Source organism: Kribbella sp. NPDC048928 (genome assembly GCF_043197975.1).
In the GTDB taxonomy this organism is placed as follows: domain Bacteria; phylum Actinomycetota; class Actinomycetes; order Propionibacteriales; family Kribbellaceae; genus Kribbella.
On sequence record NZ_JBICUC010000001.1, the window covers coordinates 288,171 to 300,789 of the forward strand.

A 12,619-nucleotide genomic window follows, 5' to 3' on the forward strand; every position below is an offset into this window, starting at 1 on the left:
GTCGGAGGAGACACTCAAAATGCTCGGACAACTGGGCCGGAAGCAGGCGGCCCTTGTCACCGCTGGCGCATTGATCCTAGGGTCGATCAGCATCACCGGGTCGGAGGCAGCGACCCGCGAAAAGCCTTCTGTACAAGGCAGAACCGCCAGTGCCACCACCAGCATCGCACACGACGCGGCAACAACTCGCGCCAACAGTCACCGCCGTACGACAGCCGCGCCGGCGCCGGCGAAGTCCAGCAGCCAGGACAGGGCACTGCGCAAGGTGCTCGCCAAGTATCTGAAGCCCGGACGCCGCGACTACGTAGGCCTGGAACGGGATCTCGCCGCACTGGGTGGGACCGACCTGACGATCGGCGGCGTCACGCCGAGCCAGGCGCAGGCGGCCCAGGACTCGCCGAAGTCGAAGACCGCGGCGGCACCGCGGAAACTCGACAGCGGGAACGGCAAGTGTCCCCCGGCGACCAAGGACTACCGTTTCAACTGCGAACTGCTCTTCTTCCACGAGACGTCGCCCGGCTACACCTACATGTCCGATGTCGCCGTACTGTCGTGGGACTTCGAGTTCCTCGGCGAGCCGAAGCCCAAGGGCGAACCGCTCGACGACATCGCCGCGATCGACTTCGGGAACTACGACGAGAAGTGCTACGACCCCGGTACGACGTCACAGGCGGCGTGGACCTACTTCCCGGGTGGCGGCACGCTGAACGGCAAGCCCGCGCAGGACGTGAGCGACCTGGTCCGGCGCGAGTCGTCCAGCCCGGACAACAACGCCACCGTCTGGCGGGTCGTCGACGAGCCGCAGGACGGCACGAACCTGCCGAAGCCACTGGTCGGTTACGTCGAGATCGACCTCCAGCATCGCATCGGGGCGCCGGGCTGCCCGACCGATTTCGAGGAGATCCGCGCGGCCGGTCATTATCTGCACAACGAAGACGGCAAGGGAGACTGGGACGGTGTGACGGTCGGAGCAGGCTACGGTCCGCTGTCCGTGTCCTACACGCCCGGCTCCAAACCGGGAGTCGACCGGCAGTCGTCGACCGGGGTGCTTGCCCTGCACGAGCCGGATGTCCAGCCGACCAGACTGAACTACATCGGCCCGAAGAACATCCGCTATCACGTGCCGTTCACGGCCGCGGCGAGACTCACGGGTGGTGCGGCGACGGCGGCCGTCCGGTCTACGGCTGCACAGACGCGCGCCGGTGAACCGACCACGCCGATTCCTGGTGCGAAGATCCAGTTCGTCCTCGGGCTCGGTGGTGGGACGCAGACGTGTACCGGGACGACGAACGCGAACGGGGTCGCGTCCTGCGTCCTGACGCCGACCCAGAAGTCCGGGCCGACAACCCTGACCCTGCGCTACCTCGGCAATCACGGAACTGCCGCGACGTCGAGTTTTGTCGCCTTCACGGTCGAGCATCAGGCAACCGATGTGGCCTACACCGGGCCGAAACGGGTTGCCAACGGCACGCCCGCCAACCTGTCCGGAGCACTCCGTGAGCATCACGGACCGGCGATCGCCGGACGGAAGCTCACGCTGTCCCTGGGCAACGGGAGTCAGCGTCAATCCTGCACGGGGACGACCGACTCGTCCGGCAAGGCGCGCTGTACGATCGCGTCCGTCAACCAGCCGTTGAACGCGGCCGCGACGGTCCCGGTGTCCGCAGCCTTCACCGGCGACGACTTCTACCTGTCCTCCAGCAAGTCGGGAACCGTGCTGCTGGAGTACTACACGGGACGATCGTACGGCGTGACCGGCACAGTTGGTCTCCCGCTGCTCGCAGAGGTCAAGGTCCCGCCGTCGCCGGACACCAAGGGCGTTCGGGTCGCGCACGTGTTCGCCAGCAAGACGCCATGTACGGCGGAACTCGGCGCCGGGAGTCTGATCACGACGAATGCCCTGTGTCCGAAGGTGCAAACCAGCCTCGCGCCCGGCACCGCGACCGTAACGTCAACGGTCGATCGAACCACGATCGGCATCCCGGGTCTCCCGGTGATCGAGGTCCGCGGCGCAACCGCCAAGTCCACCAGCACCTGCGCCGTTGGCGGCTCCGCGACCGGCAGCACAGACGTCGCCGGCCTGTACGTCGGTGGCAGGCGGATCCCGGTCTCCGCCGAACTGAATGCCACGATCGACCTGGCCGGCATCCAGCTGGTCACCAACGAACATCTACCCGTGCCAGGAGCCGAACACGGCCTGACCGTCAACGCTCTCCACGTGACCGCTATGAGCGGCAACGTAAACCTGGTCGTCGCCTCAACCACCAGCGGCGTCCACAACTGCGCCAAGTAGCCAGCAAGAGGCGCTACCGCCTTCCCGGCGGTAGCGCCTCCGGCACATGCCCAGCAGCCGGTAGGACTGGCGAGTCGGCTCGAGGATCGGCTACTCGTACATCTTGTCCAGGAGTTCGGCGTACTGGGTTTCTACGTACTTGCGCTTGAGTTTGAGGCTGGGGGTCATTTCGCCGGACTCGATGGTGAGGTCGCGGTCGAGGATGGTGAACTTCTTGATGGTCTCCCAGCGGTTCAGGCCGGCGTTGAGCTCGTCGACGTAGCCCTGGACCATCGCCCGGGCGGCGTAGGAGGTGACGATCTCGGCGTACGGCTTGCCGGCCAGGCCGTTCGCCGACGCCCAGCCCTCGATCGCGTCCGGGTCCAGGGTGACCAGCGCGGAGACGAAGTTGCGCAGGTTGCCGTGCACGATGAACTGGCTCGCGTACGGGCAGATCGTCTTGAAGCGGCCCTCGATCACCTGCGGCGCGACGTACTTGCCGCCGGAGGTCTTGAACAGGTCCTTCTTCCGGTCGGTGATGTAGAGGAACTCGTCCTCGAAGTGACCGATGTCGCCGGTGTGGAACCAGCCGTCGGCGTCCAGCACCTCGGCGGTCTGCGCGGGCTGGTTGTGGTACCCGCTCATCACCCCGTCGCCCTTGATCAGGATCTCGCCGTCCTCGGCGATCTTGAACTGGGTGCCGGGGAATGCCGGCCCCACGCTGCCGAGGCGGTACTGCGTCGGCCGGTTCAGCGTCGACCCCGCCGATGTCTCGGACAGCCCGTATCCCTCGAGGATCAGCAGCCCGGCCGCGTGGAACCACTCCGCCAGGGACTTGTCCAGCGCGGCGGACCCAGACACGAAGAACCGGATCCGCCCGCCGAACCGGGCCCGGATCTTCGACAGCACCAGGCGGTCCGCGGCGGCGTACTGCGCGCCCAGCAGCCCGGACGGCTCGCGACCGGCCTGCCGTACTGCAGAAACCTTTGCGCCCACGCCGAAAGCCCAGTCGAACATCCGCGCCCGCGCGCCGCCCTCGGACTGGATCATCGTCACGATCCGGGCGTGGGCCTTCTCGAAGATCCGTGGCGCCGCCGCCATGAAGGTCGGCTGGACGATCGCCGCATTGTCGACAATCTTGTCGATCCGCCCGTCCACCGCGGTCGCGAACCCGATCTGGCACTGGACGGCGAGCAGCACCTGGCCGAACACGTGCGACAACGGCAGCCAGAGGAACTGCAGGTCGTCCGGAGACAGCACCCGCATCCCCTCGACCGCGGCGCCCTCGTACGTCCACACCGAGTGCGGGAGCCGCACGCCTTTCGGACGTCCCGTCGTACCGGACGTGTAGATCAGCGTGCACAAGGTGTCCGGCGTGATGCCAGCAATCCGATCGTCGACAATCGACGGGTGCTCGGCCAGGTACTTGTCGCCGAGCAGGTCGAGCTGCCCGAGCCCGATCACCCAGTCGCCGTCCTGCTCCTCCGGCGTGCCGTCGATGAGCACGACCTTGCGCAGCGACGGCGTCTCCGCGCGGTGCTCGCGGAGCTTGTCCACCTGGCCGGCGTCCTCGGCGAACACCACCTGGACGTCGGCATCGGCCACGATGAACGCCACATCCGCGGACATTGTCGACGGGTAGATTGTCGACGTTGCGGCAGCGGCCAGTACGGCGGCCAGATAGCACTCGATCCACTCGATGCTGGTGCCCGACGCGATCGCGACCCGCTGCTCCGGTTCGACCCCGAGAGCGATCAGGCCGGCCGCGCGGCGGCGGGTGAGTGCCTCGGTCTCACGCCAGGTCACCGACGTCCAGTGCTCTCCGCGCGGGAACCGGAACGCCTCCCGCTCGGGCGTCGCCGCCACCCGGTCCAGGAACATCTGGGCCATGGTGCCCTTGCGGTTGCTGAGCAGTGCGAGCTGGCCGGGATCGGCGACAGGCGTCATGACTGGCCTCCGTAGGGGTCAAGTAAACCGGAGAGTAATAGCTATCTCCCCGGCTGGCCATGCCCCTCGCACGCCCGCCCCCACCTTCTCCATCACGTTTCCGCAACACCCAGGAACCCCTCGGGACTGCGAGCGGCGGTGCAGGTCAGCGGTTGGCGAGGAGTTCGGCGATCTGGACTGCGTTCAGGGCGGCGCCCTTGCGGAGGTTGTCGTTCGAGACGAACAGGACCAGGCCGCGGTTGCCCGGTACCGACTGGTCCTGGCGGATGCGGCCGACGTACGACGGGTCCTGGCCGGCCGCGAGCAGTGGGGTCGGCAGGTCCGTGACGGCAACCCCAGGAGCGCTGCCGAGGATCTCGGTGGCGCGCTCCGGCGTGATCGGCTCCGCGAACTCCGCGTGGATGCTCAGCGAGTGACCGGTGAAGACCGGCACCCGGACACAGGTACCGGCGACCGGCAGGTCCGGGAGGTGCAGGATCTTCCGGCTCTCGTTGCGGAGCTTCTGCTCCTCGTCGGTCTCAAGGGTGCCGTCGGCAACGATCGACCCGGCGAGCGGGAGCACGTTGAACGCGATCGGACCGGCGTACACCTTCGGCTCGGGCAGCGTGATGCCGTCGGTGCCGCGGGCGAGCTTGCCGCCGGCGGCGATCAGCTCCCGCGCCTGGCCTTCGAGCTCGTCCACGCCGACGCCACCGGAGCCGGACACGGCCTGGTACGTGGAGACGATGAGCCGGCTCAGCCCGGCCTCGCGGTGCAGCGGCGCGAGCACCGGCATCGCGGCCATCGTGGTGCAGTTCGGGTTCGCGACGATGCCCTTGGGGATCGTGTTCAGGTCGTCCGGGTTCACCTCGGAGACCACGAGCGGTACGTCGGGGTCCATCCGCCAGCCCGACGAGTTGTCCACGACGACGGCACCCGCGGCCGCGACCTTGGGCGCCAGCTCCTTGGAGGCCGTCTTCCCGTTCGAGAACAGGGCCAGCTCGAGCCCGGAGAAGTCCGCCGTCGCGGAGTCCTCGACGACGATCTCCCGGTCACCGAACGGCAGCTTCCTGCCGGCCGACCGCGCCGACGCGAAGAACCGCACTTCGTCCACCGGGAAGGAGCGCTCGACCAGCAGCTCCCGCATGACCCCGCCGACCTGACCCGTGGCACCGAAAACACCTACTCGCATGCGACAGAGAGTAATAGGTCCCCAGGGCGTCCGCCCGCACATTTCAGAGAGCGGACTCCCCCCACTCAGCAACCAACGCCGACCGGCCCCCACCCGCAGACCGCAGGCGGGGACCGTGTCTGTGCGAACGATTGGTGAGTGCCTGGGGTCCGCCTCCTCGGGGGCCGGACGCCAGGCCCATCACAATTGCTCACAACCGGCGGGCTGACGCTCAGCAACCGCCCCGTAGCGCGATTGTGGAGTGCCGTCGATCCGGATCAGGCGTCGGCCACCAGGGTGCCGCCGTTGGCCACGTCGGTTTTTTCGATCTCGGTGAAGACGATCCGGACCGCTTCGCGCTTGGCGCCGAGGATGGCGATCGCGGAGTCGGTGACGGCGGCGACGAACTCGCGGCGCTGGTCGAGGGTGCGGCCGGAGAGCAGTTCGACGGTGATGTTCGGCATAGGACGGTTCTCCTCGGGTTGGCGGTTCCGTGACGTGGGACAGTGTTTCAGCTCAGCGCAGGTTCAGGTCAGAGTGGCCGCAGTGCGGGCAGGCACCTCGTCGGGATCGGTGTTCAGCGACTCGACCAGTTCGTCGACCTCCACGCGGTTCTCGGGCGCGAGCAGACCCAAGCCGACGTACACGACCAGGGAAGTTGCCAACGGCAACGCGACGACCAGCGTCTGGTCGGTGGATCCGATGCCGTACTTGACGATCGCCCACGCGATCAGCCCGATCGCCCAGGACGCCAGCGCGGCTCGCGATCCGCTCCGCCGGAACCACGGCAGCAGCCCGAGCATCAACGGGATCGCGATCGGCCCCATCGTCGCCGCGACCAGGTCGACGACGATCTTCAGCACGACGCCCTCACCGTTGGTCGCGATCGCGATCAGCATGCTCACCGTGACGAAGGTGAACGTCACGATCCGCGCCATCTTCAGCGTCGCGCGGTCGGTCAGCTGCCGTACGCGCGGCACGAGCACCGGTGCGAGGTCCCGCGTGATCACCGACGAGATCGCGTTCGCGTCCGAGGCCACCATCGCCATCGTGTGCGAGAAGAACCCGGCCAGTACCAGCCCGATCAGCCCGGTCGGCAACAGCAGTTGCGCCAGCTCGACGTACGACTGCTCCGGCTTGCCGGGATGTACGAGCAGCGGCGCCGCGCACATCGGGATGAACAGGATCAACGGCCAGACCAGCCATAGCGCGGACGACAGCAGCGCCGACCGTTTCGCCGCGGAACCGGACGGCGCGGCCATGTAGCGCTGCGCCAGGTTCCACATGCCGCCGTTGTACTCGAAGGTTTTGATGAACAGGAACGCGATCAGGAAGATCGGCGTGTACGGCCCGTTCAGCGCATGCCCGTGGCCGGCCGGCAACTGGTCCCACATCTTCCACAGCGTCGGTACGCCGTCCAGGTGCTGCAGTACGCCGATGAACATCGCGACACCGGCGCCGAACTGGATCACGAACTGCCCGAAGTCGGTGAGGACGTCGGCCCACAGCCCGCCGAGCGTCGCGTACAGCATCGTCACCACGCCGGTGAGCAGGATCCCCCACCGGATCGGTACGCCGGTGAATCCGTTCAGCAGTACGGCGATCGCGACCCACTTGGACGCGATGTCGACGACCTTCAGCGCCGCACCGGAGTACGCGAGCGCCTGCTGTGTCGGCAGGTTGTACCTGCGGGCGAGGTACTCCAGTGGCGACACAACCCCGTGTTTGGCGCGCAGACGGTTCCAGCGGGCGGCGAACAGGAACGCGCCGATGCCGACACCGACGCCGATCGTCATCGCCCACCAGACGTAGACGGTGATGCCGTACGAGTACGCGACGGCGGCGAACGCGACGAACATGACGGCGCTGTAGCCGGACATGTGGTGCGAGATGCCGGACAGCCACCACGGGATCCGGCCTCCGGTCGTGAAGTAGTCCACGACGGTCTTGATCTTGGTGCGCGACCAGAGCCCGATCAGCACCATCAGCACGAAATAGCCGACCAGGACGGTCCAGTCCAGAGCGGTCATCGGGGATCCTCCCAGGGGCGTTGGGCGAGTGGTTGAGAGGTTCCACTGAACAGAACTAGGTGTCAAGATACGGAACCCGGAACAATTCCTGACGCAGTTCCACTGCTCCAGAACGATTGACAGCCTGTTCTGCTCAGTAGAACCTTGTTCCGTGACTCTGCAGATCAGGCACGCCACCCATCCCGAGCAGCTGCCCGGCTTCGACACGGCCGCACTGCGCCGCCACTACCTGGTGGACGACCTCTTCGTCCCCGGCGCCGTCACCGCGGTGCTCACCCATCACGACCGGATCGTGCTCGCCGGCGCCCGCCCGACGGCCGGCCCGCTGACGCTGAATACGTATCCAGAGCTCCGCAGCGAGTACTTCCTCGAGCGCCGCGAGGCCGGCATCGTCAACGTCGGCGGGCCCGGTACGGTCACCGCCGACGGCACGAAGTACGAGCTGACCACCGGTGCCTGCCTGTACGTCGGACGAGGTGTCCGCGAGGTCGTCTTCGACGGTCCGGACGCGGCGTTCTACGTGTTCTCGGCGCCCGCGCACACGACGTACCCGACCGCGCAGATCAACCCCGGTGAGGGCAACCGGATCGAGGCCGGCGACGCGCAGACCGCGAACCGGCGGACGATCGACCAGTTCATCCACGCGGACGGCGTGCAGAGCTGCCAGGTCGTACTGGGGGTGACGACCCTGCACGCGGGCAGCACCTGGAACACGATGCCCGCGCACACCCACGACCGGCGGACCGAGTGCTACCTGTACTTCGGCCTGCCCGAGACCGAGCGGATCGTCCACCTGCTCGGTGAGCCCGAGGAGACGCGGCACGTGCTGGTCGCCGACCGGCAGGCGATCATCTCCCCCAGCTGGTCGATCCACTCCGGCTGCGGTACGTCGTCGTACAGCTTCGTGTGGGCGATGGCCGGGGAGAACCAGGCGTTCGGCGACATGGACGGTGTCGACGTACAGGCTCTGCGGTGACGTCGTTCAGCCTCGAAGGACGCACGGCACTCGTCACCGGAGCGCGGCGCGGGATCGGAGCGGCGATCGCGGCCGGGTACGCCGCGGCCGGCGCCGAGCTGATCCTGATGGCCCGGGATGCCGCGCTCGAGGACACCCTCGAGGCGATCAAGCAGAACGGCGGCGGGGACGCGTCCGTGGTGATCGCCGACTTCACCGACCCGGCCGCGGTCGAAGAAGCCGCACTGCAGATTGTCGACAACAGGAAGATCGACATTCTGGTCAACAACGCCGGCACGATCTCGCGGGCGCCGGCCGCCGAGACCACGACCGCCGACTGGCAGCGCGTGATCGACGTGAACCTCAACTCCACCTGGGCGGTGACGCGGCCGGTCGGTGCAGCGATGGCGCAACGCGGCGATGGAAAGATCGTCACGATCGCGTCGTTGTTGAGCTTCCAGGGCGGCGTCACGGTCCCGGCCTACACTGCGAGCAAGCACGCGGTGGCGGGACTGACCAGGGCACTGGCCAACGAGTGGGGTCCGGCCGGGGTCCAGGTGAACGCGATCGCACCCGGATACATCAGTACTGACAACACCGCCGGGCTGCGCGCGGACCCGGACCGGGAGGCCGCCATCCGGCAGCGCATCCCGGCCGGCCGCTGGGGGCAGCCGGAGGACGTGGTCGGCGCCGCGGTGTTCCTGGCGTCCACCGCTGCCGACTACGTGAACGGTCATGTCCTCGCGGTCGATGGTGGCTGGCTGGCGAGATAGGGAGTGGCAGGATGTCCGACATGAGTTCGCCCTCGGCCATCGACAAGACGTTGATGGTGCTGGACGCCGTCCTGGAGCACTCGCGGTTCACCGACGTGGTGAACGCGACCGGCCTGGCCAAGTCGACCGTGCACCGGATCATGGCGTCGCTCGTCGAGCACGAGTTCGTCACACAGGCCGACGACGGGTCGTACCACCCGGGCCCGAAGGCGCTGCGGCTCGCCGGCCACGCGCTGACGAACGTCGACCTCGCGACCGTGGCCCGCCCGGTACTCGCCGACCTGGTCGCGCAGACCCGCTGCACCGTGCACGTCGGCCTGCTGAACGGCGACGAGGCGATCTACGTCGCGCGGCTCGACGGTCCGAAGCCGTACCGGATGCCGTCCCGGGTCGGTAAGGCGATCTGGCTGCACTGCACCGGCATCGGCAAGGCACTGCTCGCCGAGAAGGACGACGAAGCGCTCGACGTACACATCACGCGGACGGGCCTGCCTGCTCGTACGCCGCTCACGCACACGACCGCCGCCGCGCTGAAGGCCGACCTCGCGCAGACCCGCACCCGCGGGTACGCCCTCGACGACGAGGAGAACGAGCCGGGCATCCGCTGCGTCGCCGCCGTCATCCACGACCACACCGGCGCCGCGATCGCCGCGGTCAGCATCTCCACGCTGTCGCTCGAGCAGTCGATCGCCCAGGTGGCGTTGATGGCCCCGGCCGCGATCGAGGCCGGCCGCAAGATCTCGGCAGCCCTCGGCTACCCCGAGCCCGCCTGAACCCGCGGCCCGAACCACCGGCCCCAGGCGTCTCGAACCATCCGGCCGGCGCCCGGCTCCGAAGTACCGGCATGGCCTTCGATGTCGACAGTTACGCCAGTTCGGCGCACCGGCTCCGCTGGGACGATCTGGAGCTGGACCGGTTCCGCACGGACCGGTTGTCGGATGGCGCGCTGCGCTGCCTGCGGTACATGAGCGATGTCGAGACGCACACCGTCTGCTACCTGCGGGACCTGCTCGTCACGCCGTCACACCGCGACCCCGAGGTCACGACGTTCCTCACGTTGTGGAACTACGAGGAGTACTGGCACGGCGAAGTACTCGACCGCGTACTGGAGATGCACGGCGTACCGACCGGTCCCGAGCACACGCACGCACTGCGGACCCGCCTCGGATGGCAGGACCGGGTCGCGCCGATGGTGCAGTCGACGCTCGCGAACGTGATCGGTCCGGACTTCATCGCGACGCACATGACCTGGGGTGCGATCAACGAGTGGTGCACGCACGCGGGCTACTCACGGTTCGTCAAGGTCGAGCAGAATCCGTTGCTGACCGAGATCCTGCAGCGGATCGCCAAGCAGGAGACGCGGCACATCGCCTTCTACAACAGCCAGGCGCGCCGTCGCCTGGCGGAGAGCCCGCGCGCCCGGCGGATCACCCGGTTCGCGCTCCGGCACCGCTGGGGCATCGTCGGCTCCGGCGTGATGCCCGAGCCGGAGATCCGGCACCTGCTCAACTACCTGTTCGGCGGCACCGACGGCCTCGCCGAGGCCCGCCGGATCGACGCCAAGATCGACACCCTGCCGGGACTGGACGGCCTGCACCTGGTCGAACGCGAACTCACGCGGCACGGGCTGCGCTAGCAACGGGAGATCTGCGCTCCGCCCAGCGGACCACGGGGACGAACAGCACGCCGACGACGGCGAACCAGACCCCGAGGATGATCCACCCGGGAACGCCGAGACCGAGCGGGAGCAGCGCGAGAACCGTTGGCGCGACCATCGTGCTGATCGACATGCTCGTGTTCCAGACGCCCTGGTACTGACCCTGTGCATGCCCAGGCGCCAAATCGAAGCTGAGCAGGAACGATCCGGACGACTGCATCAGCTCCGCGATCACCTGGACGAACGCTCCGACCGCGAGCAGAGCGACTGCGATCAGTGCATTGCCCCAGGTGGCGCCGGCCATCAGCACCATCGATGCCAACAGCAACAGTCCCGCGGTACGAGTGGCCCGCGCGGCCGTCGCCGGATCCGCGATGCCGCGCGACGACCGTACCTGGAACAGCGACACGACTACGGTGTTGATGATCAGCAGCACCGCGACGGTCCAGCGTGGGGCGTTCGTATGGTCGACCACCCACAGCGGGATCGCGACGTCGAGTACCGCGTAGTGGATGCTCATGCCCGCGTTGAGCGCCGCGACCGCGAGGTACGCACGGTCGCGCAGCGCGATCCAGACCGGTCCGTCGTCGTTGTGCGGCTGCGGCGCCACCCGCGGGATCGCCAGTACGACGAATGCCGCGACGCTGCTCAGTACTGCGTCGAGCACGAACATCACGCGGTACGCCGTGCCGGTGTCGAAATGCAGCGCGAATGCGCCGATCGCGGCGCCGAACATGATGCCGATGTTCGTCACGGCCCGCAGATACGCACGCGCCGCGACCCGCCCGGCGCCGGTGGTGACGGCGGCGATCAGGGCTGCGCGGACCGCGCCGGCACCACGGTCGACCATCGTCAGCACGATGCTCACGACCAGGAACTGCCAGAAGTTCTGTACGAAAAGGTAGACCAGCGAGAGTGCGCAGACCGTCAGGCTGAGCACGACGAACAGGCCGCGCGGGCCGCGACGGTCGGCGAGATGTCCGAGCGGTACGGCGGACAGCAGCCCGAACAACCCGGCCACTGTCAGCCCGAGCCCGACCTGCGCGATCGACAGGCCGACGATCCGGTTGAAGTACAAGACACTGACCGTCATCAACAACCCGTTGCCGACCCGGCTCAGCAGAGTCGCCAACGCGAGCGGACGCAACGGTCCAGGAGCAGGCAGCACTCCCCTGGCGACGGTCGGCTGCTCCTCGGACGGCGCGGTCATCCGCGGGTCACGATGCGCTGCGCGTTCGCGCGGAGCTCCTCCATCAGGTCGACGCCGGAGTCGAGCATCCGCTGCATCTTGGCGGGGTCCTCCAGCGCGAACATGAGCGCGATCGTGACCTCGTGGTCCGGTTTGCTGACGATCTCGATCGGGTCGCCCGCACCGATCGTGCCCTCGCGGAGGACCTTCAGGTACGCGCCGGGACGGCCGGCCTGGTGGAAGCGCTTGACCCAGTGCGGCAGCTGCATGCGGTGCTGGAAGGTGATGCACGGGATCCGCGGCGCGCGCACCATCACCTCGACCTCGTCGCCGATCCGCCAGACCTCACCGAGCAGCGCGCCGTTCACGTCCACTCCCTCGGTGCGCAGGTTCTCGCCGAACAGACCGGTCGGGATCTCGCGGCCGAGCTCGCCCGCCCACCAGGCCGCGTCCTCCTCGGCGTACGTGTACAGCGCGAGGTCCGGGCCGCCGTGGTTCTTGGTGTCGCAGACGCGATCGCCCTCGAGCCCGAGCTCGCGGACGCGGACCCGGCCGGACTGCGGGCGCTTGTCGATCGCGGTGAACCCCGTCTCCTTGGGACCCGGGATCAGCTTCTCCACCACGTTGACCGTCAGCAACCGCATAG

11 protein-coding genes are annotated in these 12,619 nt (G+C 68.0%); 5 read left to right on the top strand and 6 right to left on the bottom strand.

The annotated features are described in order from the left end of the window. The first annotated feature begins 19 nt into the window (after positions 1-19). A complete protein-coding gene (locus ACGFI6_RS01310) occupies positions 20-2,293 on the top strand; it encodes a choice-of-anchor P family protein (protein ID WP_393114270.1) in 2,274 nt (757 codons plus the stop codon). Between the two features lie 90 nt (positions 2,294-2,383). Here ACGFI6_RS01310 and ACGFI6_RS01315 read toward each other — a convergent pair whose 3' ends face one another. The 4 genes from ACGFI6_RS01315 to ACGFI6_RS01330 form a co-directional block, all read right to left on the bottom strand. Beyond that, positions 2,384-4,219 (bottom strand): AMP-dependent synthetase/ligase, encoded by a 1,836-nt coding sequence (locus ACGFI6_RS01315; RefSeq protein WP_393114272.1) that lies wholly within the window; start codon positions 4,217-4,219, stop codon positions 2,384-2,386. Between the two features lie 145 nt (positions 4,220-4,364). Beyond that, a complete protein-coding gene (locus ACGFI6_RS01320; RefSeq protein ID WP_393114275.1) occupies positions 4,365-5,390 on the bottom strand; it encodes an aspartate-semialdehyde dehydrogenase in 1,026 nt (341 codons plus the stop codon). Between the two features lie 257 nt (positions 5,391-5,647). Further along, positions 5,648-5,833: a tautomerase family protein gene (locus ACGFI6_RS01325; RefSeq protein WP_134118888.1), complete on the bottom strand. Its 186-nt coding sequence runs from the start codon at positions 5,831-5,833 to the stop codon at positions 5,648-5,650. A gap of 63 nt (positions 5,834-5,896) precedes the next feature. Next, positions 5,897-7,399, bottom strand: coding sequence for a sodium:solute symporter family protein (locus ACGFI6_RS01330; protein WP_393114277.1), 1,503 nt, complete (start codon positions 7,397-7,399; stop codon positions 5,897-5,899). Between the two features lie 151 nt (positions 7,400-7,550). Between ACGFI6_RS01330 and kduI the strand changes: the two genes are divergently transcribed. The 4 genes from kduI to ACGFI6_RS01350 all read left to right on the top strand — a co-directional run bounded on the left by kduI (position 7,551) and on the right by ACGFI6_RS01350 (position 10,763). Next, positions 7,551-8,375 carry a 5-dehydro-4-deoxy-D-glucuronate isomerase gene (gene kduI, locus ACGFI6_RS01335; RefSeq protein ID WP_393114280.1) on the top strand — a complete coding sequence of 275 codons (825 nt, stop codon included), beginning with the start codon at positions 7,551-7,553 and terminating at the stop codon, positions 8,373-8,375. Beyond that, positions 8,372-9,127, top strand: a complete 756-nt coding sequence (locus ACGFI6_RS01340; protein ID WP_393114282.1) for an SDR family oxidoreductase — start codon at positions 8,372-8,374, stop codon at positions 9,125-9,127. Before kduI ends, ACGFI6_RS01340 begins: the two co-directional genes overlap by 4 nt. Before the next feature lie 20 nt (positions 9,128-9,147). Continuing rightward, a complete protein-coding gene (locus ACGFI6_RS01345) occupies positions 9,148-9,900 on the top strand; it encodes an IclR family transcriptional regulator (protein ID WP_393114284.1) in 753 nt (250 codons plus the stop codon). 71 nt (positions 9,901-9,971) lie between these two features. Next, positions 9,972-10,763, top strand: coding sequence for a ferritin-like domain-containing protein (locus ACGFI6_RS01350; RefSeq protein WP_393114286.1), 792 nt, complete (start codon positions 9,972-9,974; stop codon positions 10,761-10,763). Here the strand turns inward: ACGFI6_RS01350 and ACGFI6_RS01355 are convergent. Both ACGFI6_RS01355 and ACGFI6_RS01360 read right to left on the bottom strand, forming a co-directional pair. Next, the gene (locus tag ACGFI6_RS01355; protein ID WP_393114288.1) at positions 10,741-11,994 is read right to left on the bottom strand and encodes an MFS transporter; all 1,254 of its coding nucleotides are present in this window, start codon (positions 11,992-11,994) and stop codon (positions 10,741-10,743) included. The genes ACGFI6_RS01350 and ACGFI6_RS01355 overlap by 23 nt on opposite strands. Beyond that, on the bottom strand, positions 11,991-12,617 hold the full coding sequence (locus tag ACGFI6_RS01360) for an MOSC domain-containing protein (protein ID WP_393114290.1): 627 nt from the start codon (positions 12,615-12,617) through the stop codon (positions 11,991-11,993). The genes ACGFI6_RS01355 and ACGFI6_RS01360 overlap by 4 nt, the downstream gene beginning before the upstream one ends. Positions 12,618-12,619 lie beyond the last annotated feature (2 nt).